We start from the raw sequence: 22424 nt of genomic DNA, 5'->3' as shown, positions 1-22424 counted from the left end.
CAATGGCCATATTGATTGCCTGCATTGCCATCGGTGGGATTGTTTTGCTTGGGTTGGTGGCATTTACCGGACTCATTGCGCACAAGGTGGAAAAGGCGCTGCCGCCCAAGGGCAAGTTCATTGAGATCGATGGTGCCCGGCTTCATTACATCGACAAGGGCCAGGGCCCCGTCATTGTCATGGTTCACGGGTTGGGCGGGCAGACCGGGAATTTCTCGCACTCGTTGCTGGAGCGGCTGACCAGCCAGTTCCGCGTCATCCTGGTCGACCGGCCGGGTTCGGGGTACTCGACCAGGCCAGCGGCGATGTCGGCCCGCCTGAGCGTGCAAAGCGCGGTCGTGGCCAAGTTCATCCGGGCGCTCGGCGTGGAGAATCCCTTGCTGGTTGGCCATTCCCTGGGTGGTGCGGTTGCCCTGGGCGTTGCACTCGATCATCCCGGCGCGGTCGGCGGCCTCGCCCTGATCGCGCCGCTGACGCATCCGGTGGAGGGCGTACCGCCCATGTTCCGCGCGTTGTCGATCTCGTCCGCCACGCTGCGTCGCGCCATCGCGTGGACATGGGCGGTACCCAGGTCCATCCTGCGCGGGCGGGCAATGCTCGATCTGGTTTTCAGCCCCGATCAGCCGCCCAAGGATTTTGCGATTACCGGTGGCGGGCTGCTTGGCCTGCGGCCCGGCAGTTTCTACGCCGCGTCGTCCGATATGGTCAGCGTGGCGGAGGATCTCCCCGGCATGGCGCAGCGCTACGCATCGCTGACCCTGCCGATCAGCATCCTGTACGGGACCGCCGACGCCGTACTTGACTGGCAGGCGCACGGCAAGGCGATGAAGGACAAGCTGCCGGCGCTGGATCTGGAACTCGTGCCGGGCGGGCACATGCTGCCGGTCACGATTCCGGATAAGGCCGCGGCGTGGGTCACGGCGGCTGCCGCGCGGCTCTGACGACGGCACCACCGGCGCGCGCGCTGCGCGCGCCAGCACCGCGGCTTAAGCGTCGATGGTGAGGCCGATCTCCTTGATGAATTCCCCCCAGCGTAAATAGTCTGCCTTGACCTGGGCGGCGAAGGCCGGCGGCGTGATGGCCTGCGGCGGCAGCACGCCGACCGCGAACAGCCGCTTGTGATAGGCCGGATCGGTCAGCACTTTCTGGATGGCCGCCGAGACCGCGGCGACGACATCCGGTGTCATGGCCTTGGGACCGAACAACGCAAAGTAGCCGCTCAATTGCTCCATGCCCGGAAATCCCTGCTCGCGGAACGTGGGAACGCCCGGCGCCATGTCCGAGCGTTCCGGCGTGGTGATGGCCAGAGCCTTGGTCTTGCCGGACTGGTACAGCGGCACCGCGGTGGTCAGCCCGTCGATCATCACCGGCACCACGCCGCCCACGAGGTCTTGCGTGGCGGGCGCCGAGCCTTTGTACAACACAGGCTCCAGCCTGCTGCCGGCGAGCTTGTTGAGCAGCAGCGGGCCAAAGTGCGACGACGTGCCCGGGCCGTAGGAAGCCGAATGCAGTGGCGCTTTGGCGCTCTTGGAATACGCGATCATCTCGGCGAGCGTGGAGAAGGGCGCGTTCTTGGTTGCCACCAGAAGGACCGGCGCGCGCGCCGCTTCGGCCAGTGCCGTCAGGTCCGTGAGGGGGTCATAGGGCACCTTGTTGATATGCGCGCCGGAGGTAGCCGAGGAGCCGAGCGTCATTAGCAGCGTGTGGCCATCCGGTTTGGTGCGAATCACGTCCAGCGTCGCGGGAATGGTGGCGCCGCCGGGCTTGTTTTCCACGACGACCGACAGGCCGAGGGACTTGCCAAGGAAGTCTGCGAACAACCGCGCCACCACATCGGTACCGCCGCCGGCGGGATAGGCTACGACCAGGCGCAGCGGACGGCTCGGCCAGCTATTGGCAAACGCGGGGGCAGAGCCGACAGCCGCGGCGGCTACCGCGGCGGTAAGGAAATGACGACGATCCATGCTTGTGCCTCCTGACGGTGATGAGCAGAGAAATGCTCTTTTTATTGCATAAGGGGGATACTCATGGAGGAGAGGCCGATGATGGAATCGGGCGATACCCTTCCCATGACGGCGTGCAGGAATGTGCGGGTGGCCCGGGCCGGGCCCCTGGCGTTATTGCGCCAGGCCGGCCATGCTAGGATCCTGTCTCCGATTCAAAGTGAGCAAATGATGTCGACTGCCTTCCAGATACATAATCCAGCCCCGTCCGAAGATGGCGAACTCATCGGCTTCTCCATCGTGGCGGACGGCGTGGCTGGCAGCGGCTTTGTGTCGCGTTCGGCACTCGATGCGCTGGCCCAGGGCCAGATCGGTAGCCACCTGGGTATTTTCGAGCGGAATCTTGGCCGCATCCAGGAGGCTGCATGGGCGAAATGGTCCGCGGATCGCTCACTGAACCCCTTGATGCTGGAAGAGCACGACTTCTGAAACGTTCGACTGGCGATTTGCCTGGATGCCTGGCGCCAGGCACATGCCGGCCCGGGATTGGCGACTCGCGCGGGTCAGGTCTGGGAGAACGTGCGCACGAGCTTGGTCTTGAGCGGCCAGGGGCGGGCCGCGAGGATCCAGATGCAGAGCAGCGGGCCGATGAGCGGGATCAGCGCCAGGTAGGCGTACAGCCCACCAAAATGCGCAGCCTTGAAGACCTTCCTGAACGGGAAGAACCACAAAGCTTCGAAGAGTAAGAATCCGAGAACGTAATACGTCATGGTCATGCTTCCTGTACGGCTGGCCGGCGTGGCATCTGCGCCGCGCTGCAGCATTGTAGAGTCCCTTTGCTGACTCATAATCCCGCCGCTTCGGGGGATTTTGGAGAGCGGCTCGTCCATGACTGTGTAGTATTCGCGTGATTTACCGCAGCGCCCGCTGTGCCACGGCAACCAGCGCCACACCCACGCAGGCGAAGGCCAGCAGCGCGAAGAGATTACTCACCGCAATCAACTGCGCCTGTTGGTCGATCAGTGCCGACCAGCGTGTCAGCGTGGCGGCATCGAAGCCGTCGGGCAGGTCGAACGGGGTGATCCGGGCAACCAGTTGCGTGCGCGCCAGTGCCTCGCCGTACTGGAGCCACAGGCTGGCTACGCCGGTGCCGCCGGCCGTTGCGATCTGGCGCATGATGTTCTTGAACTGATACGCGTGCGCAAAATCCTCGACGCTGAAGTCCGCATAGGTCAGGCCTGCCACCAGTGCCAGGATAAAGGGCGTGGTCAGGCTCTGCAGCATCAGGGCCGGCAGCAGGACGGCCATGGATGCGCCCGGCATCATCCGCTGGCTCAGCAGCCACGCCGCGCCGGCAAACATGAAATAGCCCAGGGCGATGTAGCGCCGCTGCCCCTTCAGCCTCGTGCCCGCATAGGTAAAGGCGCAAAGACCCGCAAAGCCGATCAGCCCGGTGATGGTCAGGATCTTGCCCGTGGTCTGGAACGTGAAGCCCAGCCCGGACTGCAGCGTGCTGGGCACCACATATCCCCACAGTCCATTGAGGAAGTAGTACAGGGTGTAGAAGCCTAGCCCGACCAGGTAGCGGCGGCCGAACAGCAGCTTGGGATTGAGCCAGGGATCGGGATGGCGGTGCTGGTGGATGAAGACACCCGCAACAAGCGCCAGTCCGGCAAGAGGGGTGATGGCCACCGATGGCGAACTGGTCAGCTCATAGAAGCGCAGGTCGCCTAGCCCGTGCAGCAGGACTAGCGCGCCCGTGCCCAGCAAGATCACTGTGATCCAATCCATGCCGCCGACGTCCACTTCCCACGGTGCAAGCGATGCCGCGAGCCGTCGTGGATACGAGACGAGCACCAGCGGGATCGCTGCGGCCGACATGCCTGCCTGCACCGCGAAGATCATCCGCCAGCTCGTATCCTCCACCAGCACCGCCGTGAGCCACGGGGCCAGCGCCGCCAGCCCCATGCCGCCGGCACTGAAGCCGAGAAAGAGAGGGCGGCGCTCTTCGCGGGCCGCCACCAACTGGATGATGATGCGTGAGGCGGTGAACAAGCCGCCGGCGCCGAAACCTTGCACGGCGCGTGCCAGGCTCAGTTCCAGCGGCGTATTGCAAACGGTGCACAGCACGGCGCCCACGGTGGCGATGGCCAGGCCGAGCAGGGTATAGCCGCGATAACTGATGTCTTGCGCGATGCGCCGCAGCACCAGGTTGGCGGCCATGGCCGCGGCGGCATAGGACGTGAGGCTCCAGAGAAAATCCTCCGGCGAGGCGTGGATGCCGCCCCGGATGTGCGTACCGGCGACGCCCATCATGGATGACGCCACGAAATCCACGCCAGTAGCGCAGCCCAGCGTGAACGCAAAGAGATATACCTGCGCCGGTGACAGATTGGGGTGCTTGGCCAACATCGCGCTGCCAGTTGCCATGACGGTCTCACCCATCGCGTGAATGCAATCCGCGGTCCGGTCCGCTCGCATCTGGGGCGGAGGCAAGTCGGGCCGAAGCTCCGTGCGGCGAGCGCCTTCCAACGCCGGGGACCCGCTGCGATGACGGCCAGATTTCCCAGTATCGGCCAGATTTCCCAGTATCGGCCAACTTTTCCCAGTATCGGCCAAATGAGCGGAGCGCCCAAGCCGAACATCCGGAGCGTGTTTCAGGACCGCGGCCTGGCGCGCTCCGGCATTGGTTCGCTTCCCCGCATTGTTCCTCGTGGATCAATTGACAAGTACCGTGCTCCGGAACATCATCGCTCGGGGAAAACACAAGCACCTCTGCGCGGGGATGTCGTCCGTTCGTAGGCGATAGCGCGGAGAAGGTAGCCATTCCGACGAGGAACCGGGGGCATGATGATTTCGCTACGCCGAATGACGAGTGCGCTTGCGCTCGGTTTGCTGTTGTCCGCCTGTGCCACGGGCCCGCAATCGCGCGACGTGTCGCAAGCATCCTCGCTTCCGTCCGATGCGGCCAACAAGGCTTTGTCGACCGAGGTATTTGTCTACGCTTATCCACTGGTGCTGATGGACGTCACGCGCGAAGTCATGACAGCGCGCACGCCTGTTAATACGCTCTCGCACAAGCGCAGCTTCCCGGATGCTTCCTTCTCCGATGTGGTCAGCCCAAATGCCGACACGCTTTATTCGACGGCATGGCTGGACTTGTCCGCAGAGCCGGTGATCCTGTCGCTGCCCGATACACACGGCCGTTATTACCTGATGCCGCTGATGGACGCATGGACCAATGTCTTCGCGTCTCCGGGCAAGCGCACCACCGGTACCAAGCGGGCTGTGTTTGCTGTAACGGGGCCTAATTGGAAAGGCACATTGCCAGCGGGTGTAAAGGAAATTCGCGCCCCCACGGATATGGTGTGGCTGATTGGCCGTACCCAGACCAACGGCAAGCAGGATTACGCGGCGGTCCGCCACTTGCAAGACCAGTATCGGCTGATGCCGCTCTCGGCATGGCAGCGGGGTGGCAAGGCGCGGCCCAAGGCCACGCAGCCAAGCCTGACCGAAGCGGTTGCCGTGGACGTGGAGACGCCACCGGTGGAGCAGGTGGCAGCCATGGACGCGCAGGCGTTCTTCACGCGTTTCGCAGCGCTGCTGCCCGCCAACCCGCCCGCGGCGGCGGACGCCGCCATGGTGGAATCGATCAAAAAGCTCGGCATCGTCCCGGGCATGCCATTCTCCGTGACGGCGATGGAACCCTCGACGGCGCGCGCGGTGCAGGAAGGCGCCACGACTGCCCTGGCGGGCATCGTCGCCGCCACCAGGCGCGGCGGCGAGTCGGGGAATCAATGGACCGTGCACCGAGATCTCGGCAATTACGGCACGGCCTACGGTAAGCGCGCGGTGGTGGCCTGGGTGGGGCTGGGCGCCAACTTGCCGGAGGATGCGCTCTACCCCAGCACGCGCGTGGATGCCACGGGCCAGCCGCTGAGTGGCGCGCATCGCTACGTGATGCATTTCAACAAGGGCCAGATGCCGCCGACCGATGCCTTCTGGTCATTGACCCTCTATAACAGCAAACAGGCATTCGTCGCCAATCCCCTTGGCCGCTACGCCATCGGCGACCGCGACCGGCTCAGGTATAACCGCGACGGCTCGCTCGATATTTTTATCCAGAATGCGCGCCCGCCGGGCGGCGGCGTCGCCAACTGGCTGCCGGCGCCGCCAGACGCCTTCAACCTGATGCTTCGCGTGTACTGGCCCCGGCAAGCGATGCTGGACGGTGCATGGAACGCGCCCGCCCTGGAACGGGTGGATTGATTTCCGGGCGGATCCGGCCACCGGAATGAGAAAAACCCGCTTTTGCGGGTTTTTCTCATCAGGATGCCAGCGAACTGCCTGCCGGCTCAGAACTTGTATTTGATGCCGGCGTAGAGCGCACGGCCGGAGCCGGGGTAGAACACCATGGTGTTTGCGGTCCGGGCATCGGTCACGGTGCTGAAGTCGCTCACATAACGCTTGTTGCCGAGGTTGCGCGCATCGAGGAAGACTGTCACGCCGCGCTGGAATTCATAACTGGCTTGCAGGCCAAACAGCGCGTAACCGGGCGCGCGCAACGTGTTGGCGTAGTCGACATAGGCGCCGCCCGGCACCCAGTCGATGGTGCCGGCCACGCGCAGCCCGGCCGCACGGCTGTAGGCGATGGTGGTGCGCAGCACGTGCTCGGGCACGCCGGCGATGCAGTTATTGCCGTACTGCGGATCGTTGTCGAAGCGGAAGTCGCTGTAGTTCCACAGTTGCGACAGCGTGAGCTTGTCGCCCGAGCCGAACACGTTTTGCAGCACGTCGCCCGAGACGCCAAGCTCCACGCCTTGCAGCGTGGTGCGGTTGGCGTTGAAGGTGGCAGCCGGGATATTCGGGTTTGTGGTGTATTGCAGCAACTGGTCGCGTACCAGCGAGCGGTACGCCGTCACGTCCCAGGAGAATCGCTCGCGCTTGCCGCGCGTGCCCAGTTCCAGCGTCCAGCCGTGCTGGGCGCTCAGCGGCACGAAGCGGGTGGTGGCAGCGAAGGTCTGGGTCAGGTCGGTGAAGTCAGGTACGTCCGCGCTGCGCGTGATGTCGGCAAAGGCCTGCACGTCGCGAACCGGCTCCCACAGCACGCCGAACTTGGGATTCACGCCGCTGTAGGTGATGCTGTCGGACTTGGCCGTGGGGTCGGCCGGCAGGCCACCGTAGTCGTGGTAACTGCGGACATTGCGATAGGCCTTGGCGCCCGCCATCAGCGCGACAGTGGGCGTTACGTAAAGGCGGTCTTCAAGGTAGGCTTCATAGTTATAGGCGTCCTGCGCGGCGTTGAGCGTCTGGGCGCCACGGTTGCCCGCGTTGTTGATGTACTGGCGTGCGTCGTTGTTGCCACCGAAAAAGCGCGCGCCGACGATAAGCTGGTTGCGCAGGCCGCCAATGGTTTGCGTGCCTGTGTAGCGCGGGGCGAAGCCATAGGTCCAGGAGTCCTGGTCGATGACCTGGAAGATCGGGTGGTACAGGCTCTTGTGGATGACCCAGGTGGTGAAATCGAGCTGGCCGCTGTCGAGCTTGACGGTGGTCACGTTGGCAATGCGTTCCGTACGCGTATTGCGCGCCTGGTCGCCGGCCACCGCGGCGGGCGAGGCCTTCGTCGGATTGTTCAGTGCATCGGACAGTGACAGCGAGCCGGGCAGCTTCTGGTCGACGATATAGGCACCGAGGTAGAAGCGCGTTTCCACCGCCGGGCTGAAGCGGTAGCCAAAGTTGGCATTGAACTGCTCGTACTGGCCGCGCTCATGAGCGCGGTAGCCATCGGAGTGGTTGACGCTCAGGTTGGCCAGGAAATCGAAAGCGCCGATCTGGCGCGAGACCTGGCCGCTGGCGCGCACGGTGCCGAAGCTGCCGCCGTCCGCGCGCAACTGGTTGGGCGCGTCGGCGATCAGCGCGGTGGGCGTGGTGAAGTTGATGGCGCCGCCCAGCGTGGTGCTGCCATAGGCCAGCCCGTTGCCGCCCTTGTAGATTTCCGCGGCGCTCAGGCCGAGCGGGTCGATCTGGTAAAAATCGCCGCTGCCATCCGCGAAGTTGGTGGGAATGCCGTCCTGCAGGATTTCGAGGCCGCGCGTGTGATAGCCGCGCGCAATGCCCGACCCTCGAACGGATAGCCGGAGTTCCTGGCCGTAGCGGTCCTGCACATAAACCCCTGGCGCATCCTTGAGAACATCGCGCAGGTTGCTGGCGTAAGTGTCGCTGTAGGACGCAGCGTCGACGAGGCCTACCGAGCCGGCCGTCTGGTCCAGCGCCTGTTTCTGCTGCTGGACATTCGGCACGGTCAGCGATCCGGGCGCCTTGCCTGTCACGGTGGTTATGGGCAGTGTGGCAGCGGCATCCGCCGGGGCTGGACTGGCGGCTTGTGCGAGGGCGGCGCTGGTGAATGCCGCGGCGGGCAGGGCGGCGGCACGCCGCTTCCAGTGTCTGGCTCGTTTCATGTTTTCCCTTGTGGCGCCGGACCTGCTTTGGGCCGCGCCTTTTCGTCGTGCTTGGATAGGCGCGTACGATACGGAAGACCCCCTGCCGCGCGCTATGTGACACAGTGCCGCATTAATTGCACAAGGGCATATCCGGGCGATGTGGACGGCAGGGCGAAGCCGTTCCTTTTACCCGTCGGGAAACAAAAAACAGCCAACTTTCCGGCATGCTTCGCACACCGGAAAGTTGGCTGACGTATTTGCTAATTTGATTTAATTCGATCTAATTCAATCTAAACCAGCTTCATTCGATGCCGGGTTGCTCAGGCCGCGTGGCTCACGCAATCGACACAGCTCGCTGCGTGGCCCGTGCCATGCTGTGCCGCGTGCCCGCCGAGGCCCGCCCGGCGGGTGGTGCGCTGCCAGGTGGTGGCGCCCTTCTTGCCGATCTGCTCGCGCAGGCTGCGCGCGGCGGCCACCATATTGGCCAGCGCGGCTTCGGTTTCCGGCCAGGCGCGCGTCTTCAGCCCGCAGTCCGGATTGACCCACAGGCGTTGCGGCGGGATGACCTCGCAAGCCCGTTCGAGCAGGTGCGTGATGGCTTCCACGCTCGGCACGCGCGGCGAGTGGATGTCGTACACGCCGGGTCCGATCTCGTTGGGATAGTCGAAGGCACCAAAGCCTTCGAGCAGTTCCATGGCCGAGCGCGAGGTCTCGATGGTGATCACGTCGGCATCCAGCGCGGCGATGGCAGGCAGGATGTCATTGAATTCGGCATAGCACATATGCGTGTGGATCTGCGTTTCGTCCGCCACCGATGCGGCCGAGATCTTGAACGCGTGCACCGCCCATTCCAGGTAGGCGGCCCAGTCGCCCTTGCGCAGCGGCAAGCCTTCGCGCAAGGCGGGTTCGTCGATCTGGATGATGCGGATGCCGGCCTGCTCCAGATCGGAGACTTCATCGCGGATGGCCAGCGCGAGTTGCAAAGTGGTGGTGGCGCGCGGCTGGTCGTCGCGCACGAAGGACCATTGCAGCATGGTGACGGGACCCGTCAGCATGCCCTTCATCGGACGTTCGGTCAGCGATTGCGCATAGCGCGTGGTTTCCACCGTCATCGGCTCGGGGCGGTACACATCGCCGTAGATCACGGGCGGCTTGACGCAGCGTGAACCATAGCTCTGCACCCAGCCGTTCTCGGTGAAGGTGTAGCCGCACAGTTGCTCGCCGAAATACTCGACCATGTCGTTGCGCTCGGCTTCGCCGTGCACCAGCACGTCGAGTCCCAGGGCTTCCTGCTTGCGCACCGCGGTCTCGATTTCCGCGCGGATGCGTTGCAGGTAGTCCAGCGCGCCAATGTCGCCGCGGCGGTAGGCGGCGCGCGTCTGGCGGATCGCGGTCGTCTGCGGGAAGGAGCCGATCGTGGTGGTCGGCAGCGCGGGCAGCTGCAGCGCGGCGCGCTGGCGTTCGATGCGGGCCTGGAAGGGGCTTTTGCGTTCCGCCATGGCGGCGCTGACCGCCGCGACGCGTGCCTGCACCTGTTGGTTGACCACGCGGCGCGAGCTGCGGCGCGAGGCGAGTGCGGCATCGGTAGCGGCAAGCTCGGCGGCGACTGCGGCCTCGCCTTCATTCAGCGCGCGCGCCAGCACATTCACTTCGGCCAGCTTTTCGGTGGCGAAGGCCAGCCAGGTCTTGATCTCCGCATCCAGCTTGTGCTCGGCATCGAGAGAAACCGGCACGTGCAGCAGCGAGCAGGACGGCGCGACCCACAGGCGCTCGCCGAGTTCGGCGTGCAGCGGCGCCAGCACGGCCAGCGCGCGGCGCAGGTCGGTGCGCCAGATATTGCGGCCGTCGATCACGCCGGCGGACAGCACCGCATTGGCCGGCAGCACCTTGCGCCAGGCGTCGAGCTGCTGCGGCGCGCGCATCAGGTCGATGTGGAAGCCTTGCACCGGCAGGGCGGCAGCGCGTGCCGCGTGGTCGGCGGCGCTGTCGAAATAGGTGGCAAGGAGCAGCTTTACGCCGGATCCGGCCAGTTCGGCATAGGCGCCGTCATACGCATCGAGCCACGCCGGCTCCAGGTCCAGGCACAGCGCCGGCTCGTCGATCTGCACCCATTCGATGCCGCGCTCGCGCAGGCGGGCCAGGATGCGGCCATAAGCGGCCACCAGGCCGGGCAGCAGGCTCAGTCGGTCGAAGCCATCCACGTGGGTCTTGGACAGCCACAGGTAGGTGAGCGGCCCGATCAGCACTGGCTTGGCCGTCACGCCCAGCGCCAGCGCTTCTTCCACTTCATCGAAGAACCAGTCCACGCCGCCATCGAAGCGGGTGTCGGGTGCGAGTTCGGGGACCAGGTAGTGGTAGTTGGTGTCGAACCACTTGGTCATTTCCATGGCGGGCTGCGCCTTGTTGCCGCGGGCCAGTTCGAAATACTGCGCCAGGCTCAGCTGCCTGGGGTCGAAGCCGAAACGCGCGGGCAGGGCGCCAAGCAACGCACTTAGGCTCAACACCTGGTCGTAGTAGGCGAAGTCGCCCACCGCGACGCTGTCCAGCCCGGCTTGCGCCTGCGACTGCCAGTGGCGCTGGCGCAGCCCGGCCGCCACCTGGCGCAGGCTGGCTTCGTCGGTTTCGCCGCGCCAGAAGGCCTCCTGGGCGAACTTCAGTTCGCGCTGCGCGCCGATGCGGGGAAAGCCCGGGATATGGGTGCGTGCCATGCAATGCTCCGTATGTGAGATGTGACGATGGCGCCCAGTTTGGAATCCGGAGTAAAATGAATCAAGCGATAAGATTTAATCAACGTATGAATCAGTTTCATATCAATCCGGCCAGGCGCTGCCCGGCCCAACGCAGGAGCCAGCCGTGATCGAAGTCAGGCACCTGCGCTCCCTGGTGGCGATCGCCGAGTCAGGCAAGCTGGCCTCGGCCGCCGAACGCGTGCATGTGAGCCAGTCGGCGCTGTCCCATCAGATCAAGGGCATTGAGGCGCACTACGGCCTGCCGCTGTTCGACCGTACCCGCCAGGGCCTGCGCTTTACGCCGGCCGGCGAACGGCTGCTGGTGCTGGCGCGCGAGACGCTTGCCGCCATCAGCACGGCCGAACGCGATCTCGCCCGGCTCAAAGGCGATACGCGCGGGGAGTTGCGCATCGTGCTGGAGTGCCATACCTGCTTCGACTGGCTGATGCCCGTGATGGACGAGTTCCGCCGGCGCTGGCCGGAAGTGGAGGTGGACCTTGTGGCGGGGTTCCACGCCGATCCGCTGGCCTTGCTGGCCGAGGGACGCACCGACATGGTCATCGGCTCGCTGCCGCCGGCCAAGCGCGGCCTGGCGGTGGCGCCGCTGTTTCGCTTCGAGATCCTGGCGGTGATCGCCAACGAGCACCGGCTGCGCAACAAGCGCCGGATCGAGGCGGCCGACCTGGCCGGCGAAACCCTGATCACCTACCCGGTGCCGGAGCAGCGCATCGACCTGATCCGCGAAGTGCTGGAGCCCGCCGGCATCAAGCTGCAGCGGCGCACGGCCGAGCTGACGGTGGCGGTGCTGCAACTGGTGGCCAGCCGCCGCGGCGTGGCCGCGCTGCCCAACTGGGGCGTGAAGAACTACGTCGACCACGACTATGTGCTGGCCAAGCGAATTGGCGCCAAGGGTTTGTGGAGCGAGTTGTATGCGGCCACGCCGGCCGCGCTGGCGGAGCGGCCCTATGTGCGCGACTTTGTCTCTATCGTGCGCGATACCTGTGCCGCCGAGCTGGACGGGATCGAACTGCTGCCGGAGCTTGCATAGCGAGGACAGCAGCACGCGCCGCTGCTACTGCACCAGTTGCCCGCTGCGCTCCGCCACGCCGATGCGTGCCTCGGTGCCCGCATTGAACTGCAGGAAATCCGCTTCGATGCCATCGCTGAAGATCACGCCAGACTCGGGCATCAGCGAGCGCAGCACGATCCGCTCGCCGCGCGGGATGTCGCCATACACCAGGGTGGCATCGGTGGCGCGGCTGGGAAAGGGCTCGCGCACGGCGAATACCAGCCGGTCGGTGTCCCACGGCAAGGCCTGATACGGTGCGTCCGCCTGCGCGATGGCGCGCGCGCCGGTGACGATGCTCTTGAGCCAGGCCGTAGATCCGAGCCCGGTCGAGACAATGACCCCGCTCGACGATTGCACTTCGCATTGCGTGCCGAGCCGGACCTCATAACGCGCCGAGGTGTGGCTGCGCGGGCCGATAAAGAAGTCGTTGACCGCGTACAGCACCTGCTGGTCCGACAACTCGGCGCGCGCCATGGTGACTGGCCGGGCAGGGCGGCGATCCTGCATCGCCTCGGCCAGCACGCGCGCGAGGTCGCCAGCCTGGAACGGCAACAACACGCCGTCATAGCGCGCCTGGTCGGGATTCACGCCGAGCAGCGGCTGGCCATTGAGGTACTTCATGGTGTTGGCGACCAGGCCGTCCTGGCCCAGCGCCACGACGATGTCGTCCGGGCCGAACAGGAAATTAGGCAGGAACTGGCGGTCCACCACCTGCCTGCGCAGGTAGCGCGACAGCACGGCGGCGACCTGCTCGCGCGCGGCCAGGTAGGTGTCGTGCTCGCGCTGGTAATCGGTGATGTCCGCGCCCAGGTGCTCCAGGTAGAAGCGTGCCTGCGCCAGTGAGTGGTAGCGCGCCAGCAGTTCTTCCAGCCGCGTCTTGCGCGTCACCAGCACTACCTTGCGATCGGCGGCTGTGCCCATGTGTCTTGCTCCCTTTGTCCCGTATGGTCTCAGCCGCGGCCCTTGGCCTGCGGCGCCAGTAGCGACTGCAGCAGCTCCGGCGACATGTTCAGCTGCCCGATCCGCTCAGCCTTGTCGGCAATGCCGCCAAAGGCCTGCGCGATCAACTGGCCGGGGGCCATGCCCGATGCGGCCAGCGCCTGCACGATGCGCGCGTCTGCGCCCTGCAGTGCCTGCATCACGGCGCCAAGGCGGTGTGCCTCGGCCTCGGCGGTGGTGCGGGTGTTATCGGCCTCCAGGCCCACGAATTCCTTGCGGCGCGCTTCCAGCGCGATCTGCGCTTCCATGCCGCTGGCTTCGAGTTCGGCCTGCTTCTTTTGCACCGCGGCTTCGGCTTCCATCTGCGTCTCGCGGATGGTGCGCTGCTTGAGTTCCACGGCGACTTCGGTGTCGAGTTCGCTTTCCTTGATGGCGCGTTCGTTTTCCACCGCGGCGTTGCGGCGCGCGTAGATGGCGTCGTCGGCGGCTTTCAGGATCTGTTCGCGGACTTCAGCTTCCAGGGCGCGCGCGGTTTCGGCGCGCGGCTTGACGGCCACCATCGAGAACGAGAGGATTTCCAGCCCTAACGCGAGCACGTCCGGCTGGCTCTTGAGCGCGCCTTCGACCTGGCGCGCCATGCGGTCCGAGGACTGCAGGGCGGAGCGCAGCGTTTCCGCGCTCACGGCCTGCTGCACCAGCACTTCCACCACGCCTTCGACGCGGGTGCGCAAGTTCTGCGGATCCTCGGAAATGTAGTTGCGGCCGTCCGGCTTGAGCGCGAAATTAAGCATGGCGGCTGTCTTGCGCGGCTCGGCGATGCGATAGGAGAGATTGCCCTGCACCGTGACGGACTGGAAGTCGGTGGTGATCAGCTCGAAGATGTAGGGCAGGATCTGGCTGCCCACCGGCACCGCCACCAGCGAGGTGGTGGGCGCGTAGTAGTAGAACGACTGGCCGCTGCCTTCGCGGACGATCTTGCCGCTCTTCATCTGCATCAGGTAGGTGGTGGGATCTGCCTTGATGAATCGGATGCCGAACATGGTGGTCCTTTCGCGTGGTGTCTTTGGTGGCCCGCATTCGGTGGCGGGTATTAAGTGTGTCTGTGCCACTAATATAAGTGGGGCTGTGACACTTGTCAATTTATAATCCGGCCTGAACAGCCTGCCGCAAGGAGCGCACAGCCCTATGACGAAGCCCGCCGCGCCCGCCTTCGGGCGCCCGCTGACCACCGTGGACGTGGTCATCCTTACCATCCGTGCCGGGGCCTTGCAGGTGCTGCTCGTGCAGCGCCCGCAGCTGCCAGGCGAGCCTTTTCCCGGGCAATGGGCGCTGCCGGGCGGTTTCGTGGACATCGAACGGGATCAGGATCTGCAGGGGTGCGCGCTGCGCAAGCTGGCGGAGAAGACCGGAGTGAATAGCCCGTACCTGGAACAGGTGGGCAGCTGGGGCAGCGCCATGCGCGATCCGCGCGGCTGGTCCACTACCCATGTGTACATGGCCTTGCTGGCCGATGCCACCCTGGCCCCGCAGAAGGGCGGCAATGCCGCCGACCTGCGCTGGGCGCCGGTGGAGGGCGATGGCGTGTCCGTGCCGCTGGCCTTCGATCACGCCGACCTCCTGGGCGCGGCGCTTGGGCGCGTGCGCGGCAAGACCGAATACACTTCGCTGCCCGCGCACCTGTTGCCGCCGGACTTTACGCTTGGCGAGCTGCAGCACGTCTATGAACTCGTGCTGGGCCGGCCGCTGGAGAAAAAGGCTTTCCGGACCCGCATGCTGGCGGCGGGCCTGCTGGAAGAGCTCGGCACGCAGAAGGACACCGGGCGGCGCCCGGCTTCGCTCTACCGGCTGCGAGAGCAGTCCGGGCTGGTCTATTTCACGCGGAGTTTCGAGCAGCGCGAGCGCGCGTGAACGCCCGCTGGCTACGTTGGCGCCGGATCCGATCGAAGGGCCGGGGTGCCCATCACGGTATCGTCGATGGGGAAGTGCAATATCGCCGCCAGCAGCCCGGCGGCTGCCGTGGCGCCCCATACCAGCGAATAGGAACCGGTCACGTCAAAGACGAAGCCGCCTAGCCATGCGCCCAGGAACGAGCCGGCCTGATGGCTCAGGAAGCAGACGCCGAACAGCGTCCCCAGGTGGCGTGTGCCGAAGATCTTCGCCACCAGCTCGCTCGTCAGCGGCACGGTCCCCAGCCAGGTCAGGCCCATCACGGCGGCGAAGATAACGACCGAGGCAGAGGTCCTCGGCAGCAGCAGGAAGGCGCCGATGGCCACGCACCGGACCAGGTAGAGCCAGCCCAGCACGTACTGCTGGCGAAAGCGTCCGCCCAGCCAGCCACATGCCCAGCTTCCCAGCATATTGAACAGCCCGATCAGGGCCAGCGCCGTCGCTCCCAGTCCCATGGGCATATGGCAAAGCGTCAGGTAGCCCGGCAAATGCGTGGCAATAAAGGCAAGCTGGAATCCGCAGGCGAAGAAGCCAATGGTGAGAAGGCGATAGCCGCGGTGCCGGCACGCCCTGGACAAGACTTCACGCAGGGAAAACGCCTGCGGCTCCGCCAGTGGCGCGCGGCACGCATCCCGGCGGTCCAGCAGGATCCCGAATGGCGCCACCATGAGCATCAGGAGCGCGAATACGAACAGCGACGCCGATACGCCCGACGTTTCCCGCACCGCCTGCGCAAGCGGGACCATGAGGACCTGGCCGAGCGATCCGCCGGCACTCGCCAGGCCCATCGCCATGCTGCGCTTTTCGGGGGATGCCATGCGGCCGACCGCCGACAGGACGACGCCGAAGCTGGTGCAACTGATCCCGATACCGAACAGCAGGCCGATGCCGACCACAAGCATGGCGCCCGACTGCGCCATGGCCGCGAGTGCCAGGCCGGCGGCAATGCTGACCGCGCCGGCGGCAACCACCGGCGCGGACCCATATCGGTCGGCCGCGGCGCCCGCGAACGGTTGCGCGAATCCCCACGCCAGATTATGAAGCGCGATCGCGAACGCGATCACGGTGACCGGCATCCCGCGGTCGAAGGACAGTGGCCCGATAAATAGCCCGAAGGTCTGCCGGATACCCATGACGACGCTCAGGATGAGTGCCGCCGAAACAACGACGAGCGTTGCCTGGTGCTTCAAAGATGCAGCTTGCCTGTTGGTTGCCGTCAACATGGTGTTTGGCCCTCCTCGTGCCGCCAATACTGGCAGCGGGTGGGCGATGCGGCAAAGGAAAAGATCTTGACGACAGGTGAGGGAAATTCACCTGTGATATCGCGGATCGATGCGCGATGCGCCGGCTCTGCCAGTGGTTTTGCTATTGGCTTGAAACGGCGGCTGAGGCGCTGTCCTCGAAGGCCCCGGCTTCGCTCAGCAACCACTGCCTGAAGCCGGAGAGGTCGGGCCGGTGATCCGCACCCGCCGCACTTACCAGCCAGTAGGCGGTCTGGGCGGAGATCACTTCGGGCCCGATTTCGACCAGCGCCCCGCTGGCGAGATCGCTGTCGACCAGCGGCCGCCTGCCCAGCGCGACGCCAAGGCCCGCGCTGGCCGCTTCGAAGGCCAGCTGGATCGTATCGAAGCGCAAACCGCCGGATGACGCGATCCCGGCAACGCGCGCGGCATCCAGCCACGCCTGCCAGTCTTCGCTCGCGGGGTTGACGTGGATCAGCGTCGCGCGCCGAAGATCCATGGTGCCGTTTGCATCGAGCAAGCTGTCGCGATAGGCCGGGCTACATACCGGGACCAGCTGCTCGCCGAACAGCCGGGTCCAGCAAGCGCCAGCGGCGGGCGCCCGGCTCATCCGGATGGCGAAATCGAACCCGTCGGCGGGAAAACCGACCAGCCGCTGCGAGGTGTCGACGGTGACATTGATATCCGGCCACCGCGCGCGAAAGCCATGCAGGCGCGGCAACAGCCAACGCGATGCCAGGGTGGGCGCGCAGCTCACGGCGATCGTGCGATTTTCCTGTTGGTTCGGCAGGCGCTGTGTCCCGGTTTCGAGCAGGGAGAATGCCTTGGACACGTAGGTGAGGTAGTCCGCGCCCGCTGGCGTCAGGGACAGCCCGCGGGGCTCGCGGATAAAGAGCTCGACGCCGAGCGACTGCTCCAGTCCGACGATCCCGTGGCTCACCGCGCTTGGCGTGACGTTCAATTCCGCGGCAGCGAGCTTGAAGCTCTGGTGGCGCCCGGCTGCTTCAAAGAAGCGAAGGGATGAGAGCGGAGGCAAACGACGTGGCATGACGCATTCCCGACAACTGCCTGGCATGGTATCCGCCGCGATGCGGAGGCGTCGCGGCGCTGGAGACGGCGCCCGGAGTGGGCGTCATCGAGCCGCGCTGACCATTTCCGGCATCGCCGGCTCAGATGAATTCTAGCGAAGATTCCATGGCCTCCGGCTGCGCCACCGGTACGGCGCGTTTTGCCGGCGCGGGGACTTCCAGCACTTCGAGCACATCGGCGCCGTTTTCCAGCCGCTTGAGGAACAGATCCAGCAGGTTCGCATCGCCGGCGGCAACCGACAGCGTGAGTTGGTGGGGCGCCGCCGCGTGGCCGAAGCGCATGTCGAGCAGGTGCAGCCCGGTGCGGCGGGCGTTGGCAAGCGTCCATTCGATGGCGCTGAAAAGGTCGCTGCGTTCGAGTTGCACTGCGAGGTTCAGGGTAGGCATGGCGTCGGCACCGGTGGGGGAGGCGGGTGTGAAGTTCATGCGGCAAATTTACCAGTGGGGCCCCAGAATGAGCTTCTTTATTGTCTGCGGTTTTCAATGAATTGGAGATGAATCATCTATCTATGATAGATTGAGGAGTGACTCTATCTCTTATAGTGGCAATAACCATGACAACCACCCCGAAGCTCGATGAAACGGACCGGCGCATCCTGCGCGCGTTGCGGCGCGATGGCCGGCTCTCCAATCTCAAGCTGGCCGAGCAGGTCGGCTTGTCGCCCACGCCCTGCTGGAACCGCGTGCGTGCCCTGGAGGAAAGCGGGGTGATCGAGGGCTATGCGGCGCTGCTGAACCAGAAGGCGCTCGGCTTGCCCGATACCGTGCTGATCGAAGTCACGCTGGACCGGCACGATGACGACATGCTGGATCGCTTCGGCGAAGCACTGGCCGAACTGCCGGAAGTGATGGAAGCCTACTTGCTGACCGGCGAATACGATTACCTGATCAAGGTGGCGGTGGCGGGCACCGAAGGCTACGAAGAGTTCCTGCGCCACAAGCTCTACAAGCTGCCGGGTTTGCGGCACAGCCATTCCACCTTTGTGCTGCGTTGCATGAAGCGGGAGCCGTCGGTCGCACCTTGACGTCGCTTCAGGCGCTTCAGGCGTCAGGCTGGTCCCAGGTATCGGTGGACATCATGGCTTCGAGCGGGCGCCCCTGCCGCCAGCCTTCCACTTCCAGCATCGGCGCGGGATAAAAGGCCTGCACCGGCCCCAGGCAGAGAATGGCGATAGGCTGCGCGCCCGGCGGCAGTTTCAGCAGCGTGGCGAGCGCGTCCGGCGCGAACATCGAAACCCAGCCCAGCCCGAGATTCTCCACACGCGCCGCCAGCCAGAGGTTTTCAATGGCGCAGGCGGCGGAACAGAGCGCCATCTCACGCGGCATGGTGCGCCGGCCAAACACGGTACCGTCGTCGGGCGCCAGCGCGACCACCAATAGCTCGGCGCATTCGCGCACGCCTTCCACTTTCAGGCGCAGGAACTCGCGGTCACGCTCGCCCAGCGCCATCGCCGTGTTCTGCCGTTCAGCCTCGACCAGGGCGCCAATTTCCCCGCGCAGGGCGGGATCGGCGATACGGATGAAGCGCCACGGCTGCATCAGGCCAACCGAGGGGGCGCTATGCGCGGCATGCAGGAGGCGCAGCAAGACGGCCTCGTCGACCGAAGCCCCCGCAATGAAGTGCCGCATGTCGCGGCGCGAGGCGATGAGGCGGTAGAAGCTCTGCTGCTCGTCAGACGAGAATATGGCGGGGGGGCAGTCGGCTATGGTCGCGGGCATTGCGTGAGGGACGCCAAAGCCGGCATTGTAATCCTGTGCGGAGGCGGGCAAGCCGAGAGGGCGAGCCTGAAGATCGCCGATGTTGTTCGCACGGATAAACGGTCAGGGCACAGGCTTGGACATCTCCGCGGGCGCGCTCGCCATCAACCCAGCCATGGATTCACGACGGTCAGGCCAATTCCTTCGAAGTCCTTTCCGTTGCGCGTGGCAAGTACGGCGCCATGATGAGAGCAAATAGCCGCAATCTGGGCATCTGCCATGCTGATGGGGTGTCCGGCTTGAGCCCGCTGGGCCACGAGCGCGGCGTAGTGGACGGCGGCCGCTTCGTCGAATGGAAGGACCAGTCCCGCGAATTCTTCCTCGAGCATCTGGAGCGCTGCTTCTCGTAGCCCGCTTTTTCTGCGCCCCTCCGGCAAGCGCGCAATGCCATATAGAAGCTCGGCAACGGTCACCGCCGTTACAGCGTATTCATGTTGTGAGTGCCGGTCGAGCCATCCGATGACAGCCGGCTCGGCCCGTGCCCGCATGAACTCCGACACTACATTGGTATCGAGTACGATCATTCGGGCAAATCCGCCGACCGAGGCTGTTCCTCGCGTGGCGGTAGCTCGATCCCCGGATCAGCCAGGCCTGCAAAGCGCTGGTGTAACCGGCTTCCGAATGGGCCGGGGCCAGGTGCTTTGCTCAGGGCATGACGCAGGATGACGCGAACCTCCTCTTCCATTGAGCGACCGTGCTGTGCGGCCTCAATGCGCAAACGTGCCTTGAGATCCTCATCAATATTGCGAATGGTCAGTGTCGCCATATCCGGTCTCCTCTGCTTGCATTGAATGCAATGCTAGCACAGAGGCACAAGACGCGGTGCCATTCGCGCACCTGCTAATGCCCGGACAGCGCAGGCAGCGGATCCGCGTGTGTCGCTAAAGACAGGCCCATCTCCTTGTCGGCGGCAATCGCCGCGAACCCCTGCGCCAGGTCCGCCAGCAGGTCGTCGATCTCCTCCAGCCCGATATGCAACCGGATCACCTGCCCGCGCGCCGACCAGTCGGTGACGCTGCGCGCGGCGCGCATGTCGGCGATCACCGCAAGGCTCTCGAAGCCGCCCCAGGAGGCGCCGATGCCGAACAGCGCAAGGCTGTCGATAAAGCGCTCGGCGGCATCCGGCGCGGCGGTGCGCAGCGAGAACGACAGCAAGCCGTTGGTGCCGTGGCAGTCGCGGCGCCACAGTGCGTGTCCAGGGTCGCCGGGCAGGGCGGGGCAGAACACTTCGGCGACTTCGGGGCGGGTGCGCAGCCAGTTCGCCACCGCCAAGGCGCCGCGCTCGTGCTGGGACAGGCGGGCACCCAGCGAGCGCATGCCCCGCTGCACCAGATAGGCGTCGTCCGGGCTGACTGCCATGCCGAAGGCGTCGGCCAGCGCGGCCAATGCGGGCCAGGCGGCTTCGGTCGTGCAGACCGTGCCCATCATGACGTCGGAATGCCCGGACAGGTATTTGGTCGCGGCCATCAGGGAAATATCGGCGCCGAGCGCAAGTGGTTGGTACAGCAGGCCGGAGCCCCAGGTGTTGTCGGCCGCCACCAGCGCACCATGACGATGCGCTATGTCGGCGATGGCCGGCAGGTCGCACATCTCATAGGCCAGCGAGCCGGGCGTTTCCACGTACACGAGACGGGTTTCGGGCCGCAGCCTGGCTTGCAGGTCGTGGCCGTCGGCGGCGTAGAAGCTGGCGGCAATCCCGTGCTGCGCGAGAAAGCCTTCGGCGAGCTTGCGCACCGGCTCGTAGACGCAATCGGGCAGCAGCACATGCTGGCCGGGGCGCAGATAGGCCAGCAGCGTCATTGCCGCCGCCGCCAGCCCGCTGGGAAAGAGCCGCGTACGGTAGCCGCCTTCCAGCTCGGTGACCATGTCTTCCAGTGCGAACGCGGTGGGGTTGCCGCGCGCGCCATAAGTGAAGAGGCGCTCGCTGCCGCGCCGCGCCCGCATCTCGCGCATCTGCGCCACCGAGTCGAACAGCACCGTGCTGGCGCGCACCACGGGCGGGTTGACCGGCTGGCCGCCGTCCACGGAGGCGGTTCGGCCGGCGTGGGCGAGATGGGTAAGTCTGCTGTGCTTCTTCATGGCTTGGCCTGGTAGGGTGCAGCGCCGGGGCGGCACGGCGGTGATGGCGGCTGGTGCTTGTTCCTGTACTTTGTCGTTGCCCGTACAGGCGGCTGCAAGAGCCATGCCGCCTGCTTCGAATCCAGGCTGATCAGTCCACGCGGGCGCCGGAGAGCTTGACGATGTGCGACCAGCGCGCGATGTCGCTCTTGAGCTGCGCGGCGAATGCGTCCGGCTTGCTGGCCACCACGTCGCTGCCGCCTTCGTTGATCAGCTTCACCACTTCGGGCATCTGCAGCACCTGCGCGATGGCGCGGTTCAGGTAGGCGATACGCTCGGGCGAAGTCCCGGCCGGCGCGAACACGCCATACCAGTCTTCAAAGCGGGCATTGCGATAGCCGAGTTCCTCAAGCGTCGGGACCTTGGCGAACACACCCAGGCGGCGTGGACTGGTGACCGCCAGCGCGCGCATGCGGCCGCTCTGGATAAAGCTCGCCACCGAGGAGGTGGAAGTGATCAGCACATTTACCTGCCCGCCCAGCAGGTCGTTGATGGCGGGGCCGGCACCCTTGTAAGGCACATGCTGCAGGGCCACCCCGCTGTCCTTGTCCAGCACCACGCCAACCAGGTGCGAGAGCGTGCCGTTGCCGGGCGTGGCAAAGGTGATCTTTTGCGGCTGGGCCTTGGCCTGGGCGGCCAGTTCGGCAAACGTCTGCCACGGCGCATTGGCCGCCACCACCATGGCCAGCGGCGCCGCGTTGATCTGCGTGACCGGCGTGAAGTTCTTGACCGGGTCGAAGCCGGGGGTGCTGTACAGCGTCGGATTGACGGCCATCACCGACACCTGCGAGGTCAGCAAGGTATAGCCGTCGGGTTTGGATTCGGCCACGAAACGCGTACCGATATTGCCGCCGGCGCCGCCGCGGTTGTCCGTGACGGCGGTCTGCCCGAGCACTTCGGTGAGCCGCGTGGTGACGATGCGGGTGACGGCATCGTTGCCGCCGCCGGCCGGAAACGGCGAGACGAAGCGCAGCGGCTGCGACGGGAAACCGCCAACCGGCGCCAGCGGCTGTGCAGTGGCGGATGTAGCGGACGTGGCCATCGTGATGGCGAGGACTGCGACGGAGGCGAAAGTGCCGGCCAGTACCTGCTTGATACGTGACATGAAGAACCCCTGTGTATGTAGAGAGATGTCAGAGCGAAGGGGGGCCG

At 65.5% G+C, this 22424-nt stretch carries 21 protein-coding genes; 6 read left to right on the top strand and 15 right to left on the bottom strand.

The window, feature by feature from the left end; translation table 11 throughout:
• Positions 1 to 2 precede the first annotated feature (2 nt).
• Entirely contained in the window at positions 3 to 941 is a 939-nt protein-coding gene (locus tag ACZY0R_RS01270) for an alpha/beta fold hydrolase (protein WP_488856783.1), read from the top strand.
• Positions 942 to 986: 45 nt separating this feature from the next.
• Here ACZY0R_RS01270 and ACZY0R_RS01265 read toward each other — a convergent pair whose 3' ends face one another.
• A complete protein-coding gene (locus ACZY0R_RS01265; RefSeq protein WP_488856782.1) occupies positions 987 to 1964 on the bottom strand; it encodes a tripartite tricarboxylate transporter substrate binding protein in 978 nt (325 codons plus the stop codon).
• A 78-nt stretch (positions 1965 to 2042) separates the two neighbouring features.
• On the opposite strand from ACZY0R_RS01265, the gene ACZY0R_RS01260 reads away from it, so the two are divergent.
• Positions 2043 to 2432, top strand: a complete 390-nt coding sequence (locus ACZY0R_RS01260) for a hypothetical protein (protein ID WP_488856781.1) — start codon at positions 2043 to 2045, stop codon at positions 2430 to 2432.
• Between the two features lie 74 nt (positions 2433 to 2506).
• Here ACZY0R_RS01260 and ACZY0R_RS01255 read toward each other — a convergent pair whose 3' ends face one another.
• On the bottom strand, positions 2507 to 2767 hold the full coding sequence (locus tag ACZY0R_RS01255) for a hypothetical protein (protein ID WP_235184999.1): 261 nt from the start codon (positions 2765 to 2767) through the stop codon (positions 2507 to 2509).
• A gap of 88 nt (positions 2768 to 2855) precedes the next feature.
• Positions 2856 to 4373, bottom strand: coding sequence for an MFS transporter (locus tag ACZY0R_RS01250; protein WP_488856780.1), 1518 nt, complete (start codon positions 4371 to 4373; stop codon positions 2856 to 2858).
• Between the two features lie 417 nt (positions 4374 to 4790).
• Between ACZY0R_RS01250 and ACZY0R_RS01245 the strand changes: the two genes are divergently transcribed.
• Entirely contained in the window at positions 4791 to 6212 is a 1422-nt protein-coding gene (locus ACZY0R_RS01245) for a DUF1254 domain-containing protein (RefSeq protein WP_488856779.1), read from the top strand.
• 86 nt (positions 6213 to 6298) lie between these two features.
• Here ACZY0R_RS01245 and ACZY0R_RS01240 read toward each other — a convergent pair whose 3' ends face one another.
• Both ACZY0R_RS01240 and metE read right to left on the bottom strand, forming a co-directional pair.
• Entirely contained in the window at positions 6299 to 8401 is a 2103-nt protein-coding gene (locus ACZY0R_RS01240; protein ID WP_488856778.1) for a TonB-dependent receptor family protein, read from the bottom strand.
• A gap of 302 nt (positions 8402 to 8703) precedes the next feature.
• Positions 8704 to 11091 carry a 5-methyltetrahydropteroyltriglutamate--homocysteine S-methyltransferase gene (metE, locus tag ACZY0R_RS01235; protein ID WP_488856777.1) on the bottom strand — a complete coding sequence of 796 codons (2388 nt, stop codon included), beginning with the start codon at positions 11089 to 11091 and terminating at the stop codon, positions 8704 to 8706.
• A gap of 145 nt (positions 11092 to 11236) precedes the next feature.
• Here metE and ACZY0R_RS01230 point away from each other — a divergent pair, with 145 nt between their 5' ends.
• Positions 11237 to 12160 carry a LysR family transcriptional regulator gene (locus ACZY0R_RS01230; protein ID WP_488856776.1) on the top strand — a complete coding sequence of 308 codons (924 nt, stop codon included), beginning with the start codon at positions 11237 to 11239 and terminating at the stop codon, positions 12158 to 12160.
• Between the two features lie 24 nt (positions 12161 to 12184).
• Here ACZY0R_RS01230 and ACZY0R_RS01225 read toward each other — a convergent pair whose 3' ends face one another.
• A complete protein-coding gene (locus ACZY0R_RS01225; protein ID WP_488856775.1) occupies positions 12185 to 13102 on the bottom strand; it encodes a diacylglycerol kinase catalytic domain-containing protein in 918 nt (305 codons plus the stop codon).
• Between the two features lie 29 nt (positions 13103 to 13131).
• Positions 13132 to 14160 (bottom strand): SPFH domain-containing protein, encoded by a 1029-nt coding sequence (locus tag ACZY0R_RS01220; protein ID WP_488856774.1) that lies wholly within the window; start codon positions 14158 to 14160, stop codon positions 13132 to 13134.
• A gap of 145 nt (positions 14161 to 14305) precedes the next feature.
• Between ACZY0R_RS01220 and ACZY0R_RS01215 the strand changes: the two genes are divergently transcribed.
• Positions 14306 to 15028: an NUDIX hydrolase gene (locus ACZY0R_RS01215; protein ID WP_488856773.1), complete on the top strand. Its 723-nt coding sequence runs from the start codon at positions 14306 to 14308 to the stop codon at positions 15026 to 15028.
• Positions 15029 to 15039: 11 nt separating this feature from the next.
• Here ACZY0R_RS01215 and ACZY0R_RS01210 read toward each other — a convergent pair whose 3' ends face one another.
• The 3 genes from ACZY0R_RS01210 to ACZY0R_RS01200 form a co-directional block, all read right to left on the bottom strand.
• On the bottom strand, positions 15040 to 16290 hold the full coding sequence (locus ACZY0R_RS01210) for an MFS transporter (protein WP_488856772.1): 1251 nt from the start codon (positions 16288 to 16290) through the stop codon (positions 15040 to 15042).
• Positions 16291 to 16432: 142 nt separating this feature from the next.
• Complete coding sequence (locus tag ACZY0R_RS01205; protein WP_488856771.1) at positions 16433 to 17356, bottom strand: LysR substrate-binding domain-containing protein; 924 nt, start codon at positions 17354 to 17356, stop codon at positions 16433 to 16435.
• A 121-nt stretch (positions 17357 to 17477) separates the two neighbouring features.
• Positions 17478 to 17822, bottom strand: coding sequence for a hypothetical protein (locus ACZY0R_RS01200; RefSeq protein WP_488856770.1), 345 nt, complete (start codon positions 17820 to 17822; stop codon positions 17478 to 17480).
• 128 nt (positions 17823 to 17950) lie between these two features.
• On the opposite strand from ACZY0R_RS01200, the gene ACZY0R_RS01195 reads away from it, so the two are divergent.
• Complete coding sequence (locus ACZY0R_RS01195; protein WP_488856769.1) at positions 17951 to 18421, top strand: Lrp/AsnC family transcriptional regulator; 471 nt, start codon at positions 17951 to 17953, stop codon at positions 18419 to 18421.
• A gap of 16 nt (positions 18422 to 18437) precedes the next feature.
• On the opposite strand, the gene bluB is transcribed toward ACZY0R_RS01195, so the two are convergent.
• From bluB to ACZY0R_RS01170, 5 genes are all read right to left on the bottom strand, one after another.
• On the bottom strand, positions 18438 to 19115 hold the full coding sequence (bluB, locus tag ACZY0R_RS01190; protein ID WP_488856768.1) for a 5,6-dimethylbenzimidazole synthase: 678 nt from the start codon (positions 19113 to 19115) through the stop codon (positions 18438 to 18440).
• Between the two features lie 143 nt (positions 19116 to 19258).
• Positions 19259 to 19678 carry a type II toxin-antitoxin system VapC family toxin gene (locus ACZY0R_RS01185; protein ID WP_488856767.1) on the bottom strand — a complete coding sequence of 140 codons (420 nt, stop codon included), beginning with the start codon at positions 19676 to 19678 and terminating at the stop codon, positions 19259 to 19261.
• Positions 19675 to 19920, bottom strand: coding sequence for a FitA-like ribbon-helix-helix domain-containing protein (locus ACZY0R_RS01180; RefSeq protein WP_488856766.1), 246 nt, complete (start codon positions 19918 to 19920; stop codon positions 19675 to 19677). Before ACZY0R_RS01180 ends, ACZY0R_RS01185 begins: the two co-directional genes overlap by 4 nt.
• A 74-nt stretch (positions 19921 to 19994) precedes the next feature.
• The gene (gene metC, locus ACZY0R_RS01175) at positions 19995 to 21233 is read right to left on the bottom strand and encodes a cystathionine beta-lyase (protein ID WP_488856765.1); all 1239 of its coding nucleotides are present in this window, start codon (positions 21231 to 21233) and stop codon (positions 19995 to 19997) included.
• A gap of 130 nt (positions 21234 to 21363) precedes the next feature.
• On the bottom strand, positions 21364 to 22377 hold the full coding sequence (locus ACZY0R_RS01170) for a Bug family tripartite tricarboxylate transporter substrate binding protein (RefSeq protein ID WP_488856764.1): 1014 nt from the start codon (positions 22375 to 22377) through the stop codon (positions 21364 to 21366).
• Positions 22378 to 22424 lie beyond the last annotated feature (47 nt).

The organism is Cupriavidus sp. F041 (assembly GCF_057814235.1).
Note: the sequence above shows the minus strand (reverse complement) of the source record. Positions and strands in the feature narration are given on the sequence as shown.